Below are 3,060 nucleotides of genomic sequence, written 5' to 3' on the forward strand. Positions count from 1 at the left end.
CACCACCGCTGAGGCTGTCGGTACCGTCACCGCCCTGCAGGCTGTCGTTGCCCAAACCACCCAGCAGGGTGTCGTTGCCGCCGTAGCCCAGCAGCTGATCGTCACCCGCACCGCCGTCGATGCTGTCCGCTGCCGTGTTGCTGCCGATCAACTGGTTGTTGCCGTCATTGCCGAGGAGGGTGATCCCTTCGGTCTGGCTGAACAGGCTGATGTTGACGTTGGCAGTGCCGGTAACCGCACGTACCGTCTCCACACCGATCAACTGGTTGTCCGCCAGGCTGAAGCCACTGGTGGTGCTGATGATGAGCGTATCCGCCCCGTCACCGCCCAGCACCGTGGCACCGCCGCCGATGTTGCTGAAGGTGTCGTCACCGGTGCCGCCATCCAGCAGGTCGGAACGGCCCGTGCCGGTGATGGTGTCATCGCCCGCACCGCCTTCGATCAGGCTCTGGCTGCCGCTCGTCACCGTGAGTGTGTCGTTGCCATCGCCCCCGATCACGTACGCCGTACTGTTGGTGGTGATGTGCAGGGTGTCGTTGCCCGAGGTACCAAGCGCAATGCGGTTGAGACCGGTGCCGCTCAGGAACTGGTTGACCTGCCCGGTCGCAGCATCCGCCACCACAAAGCGCGGCCCGCTGATGCTGAGCAGCACGCCTTCGTCGTCCACATAGCCGGTGCCGCCTTGCGTGCCACTCAGGCCACGCAAGGTGACGGTGTTGCGCTCACCCGCATCCTGGCCTGCGTTCAGCTGCGTGCCGGCGCCCAGGCCGTTACCCACGTTGGCGCTGTTGAGCACCACCACAATGTCCTCAAGGTGCGTGACATTCACCACATCCAGCGCACTGGCACTGGTCAGGCCGAATTCGGTACCCAGGTTGATCTCGTCACTGCCGTCGGTCAGGAGGTTGTAGGCCACCACCATGTCCACACCGGTGTCATTGCCGCCCAAGCCGCCGATGATGGTGTCATTGCCGGTGCCGCCGATGTAGCTGTCGTTGCCATCGCCGCCTTGCAGGCTGTCATTGCCGCTACCGCCCACCAGGAAGTCACTGCCTTCGGTGCCGATCACGGTGTCGTCGCCGCCACCCGCGTTGATGTAATAGTCGCGGCCGATGAGGCCGGTGGGGGGTGCCGTCAACGGACCAAAGTCGTAGCTGTCGTTGCCGCTGGTGCCCAGCACCACCTTGTTGAAGTTGTTGCCACGCTCAGCGCCACTCACCGCATCGCGCACATCGAAGGTGATGCCGGTATCCGCTTCGAAGGTGATGCCTTCATCATCCGTGTAGCCGATGCTGCCGGCAGGTTCGTCGCCAAAGCTCTCGACTTGCAAGGTGACGGTGTTGCGTGCCGATGCGGCCAGCCCGGTGAGGCTGCCATCGACCGTGGTGCCGACGCCCGTGCCATTGCCCACATTGGCGCTGGTGAAGGTGACGCGGATCTCGGTCGGCGCCGGTATCGGGAAGCCCAGCTTCACCACGTCGTTCTGCGTGGCCGAGCTGACGGTTTCAACGCCTAAGTTGATCTCGTCACTGCCATCGGTACTGAGGTTATAGGTCGCGGTATCCACACCCGCACCGCCCGACAGCGTGTCGTTGCCCGTGCCGCCGGTCAGGCTGTCGTCGCCGTTGCCACCCGACAGCAGGTCCGCACCGGCGTTGCTGGTCAGCGTGTCGTTGCCCTCGCCGCCAAACAGCGAGTCGTTGCCACTGCCCGTATCGGCGATGTCGTTGCCACCAAAGCCATAGTAGGCAATGTTAAAGTTGACCGTTTCGGCACTCACACCGTCGGCACTTTCGAGTCCTTCCGACAGTACACCCGCGCTGTTGCTGTTCAGGCTGCCGTCGCTGACGCTGATAAAGGTGGCCACGTTATCTGCTTGTGCCGTCGGCGTGATGCTGAAGCTTTGCTCGGTGCCGGTGGTGGGCGTGCCGTTGATGCCGCCGGTAGGCACTCGGTTGCTGGCCAAAGCGAGCGTCAGCGTATCCGACTCGGCATCGGTGGCCAGCACCGTCACCCCGGTCTCGGTGGCCTTGAACGAGGTCACCACCGGTGCGTCGTTGGTGGCGGTGATGTTCACATTCAGCGTCTCGGTGTCGCTCAAGGTGCCGTCGCTCACCGTGAGGCTGAAGCTGTCCTGCGCATTCACCTTCAGCGCTTCAATGGCCGCATCGTCCGGCACGTACACGTACTTGCCGTTGCCGCTATTCAAGTACAAGGTACCGTAGCTGCCGCCCAAGCTGCGGTCATAAGTCTCCGTGCCCACGGTGAACGTGCCACTGCTGGCATTGGTGGTGACGGTGCCCATGTCGGTCACCACGCTGCGGCTGGCCGCATAGCTCAAGGTGGCATCGTCACGGTCGGTGGCGACCAGTGTGGCTGCGCTGTTGGTGAAGGTGTCGTTATCCGCCGTGTCGGTGTAGCTGATCGCGGTCGGCGCGGTCAGGGTAGGCGTGTCATTGGTGGCGGTGATCTTCACATTCAGCGTCTCGGTGTCGCTCAAGGTGCCGTCGCTCACCGTCAGGCTGAAGCTGTCCTGCGCATTCACCTTCAGCGCTTCGATGGCCGCATCGTCCGGCACGTACACGTACTTGCCGTTGCCGCTATTCAAGTACAAGGTACCGTAGCTACCGCTCAGGCTGCGGTCGTAAGTCTCCATGCCGATGGTGAACGTGCCACTGCTGGCGTTGGTGGTGACGGTGCCCATGTCGGTCACCACGCTGCGGCTGGCCGCATAGCTCAAGGTGGCGTTGTCCACGTCCACAGCTTCAAACGTGCTGCTGGTCGCAACAAAGGTGTCGTTATCCACCGTGTCGGTGTAGAGCACGTCCTTGGGGGCGGTCGCGACCGGCGCATCATTCACAGCGGTCACGTCGAAGGTGATGGTGTTGGCGACCGGATCAAGGTCCGTGCCCGGCGTACCGCCGTTGTCCTGCACCTGGAAGGTGAAGCTCGCATAGCCCGTGCCGTTGGCATTGAGGGCCGGCGCAAAGCTGAGCTTGTTGGCGGTGATGTCGGTCACGCTGACCGATTGCCCCGCCGTCACGGCAGTGCCGTCGAGCA

The 3,060-nt window shown here is 63.3% G+C and carries 1 protein-coding gene; it reads right to left on the reverse strand.

The annotated features are described in order from the left end of the window. A partial coding sequence (locus ED236_RS12265; RefSeq protein WP_240032141.1) for a beta strand repeat-containing protein occupies positions 1-3,060 on the reverse strand: 3,060 nt, incomplete at both ends.

Origin of the sequence: Pseudomethylobacillus aquaticus (assembly GCF_003730115.1) — a bacterium.
GTDB lineage: Bacteria > Pseudomonadota > Gammaproteobacteria > Burkholderiales > Methylophilaceae > Pseudomethylobacillus > Pseudomethylobacillus aquaticus.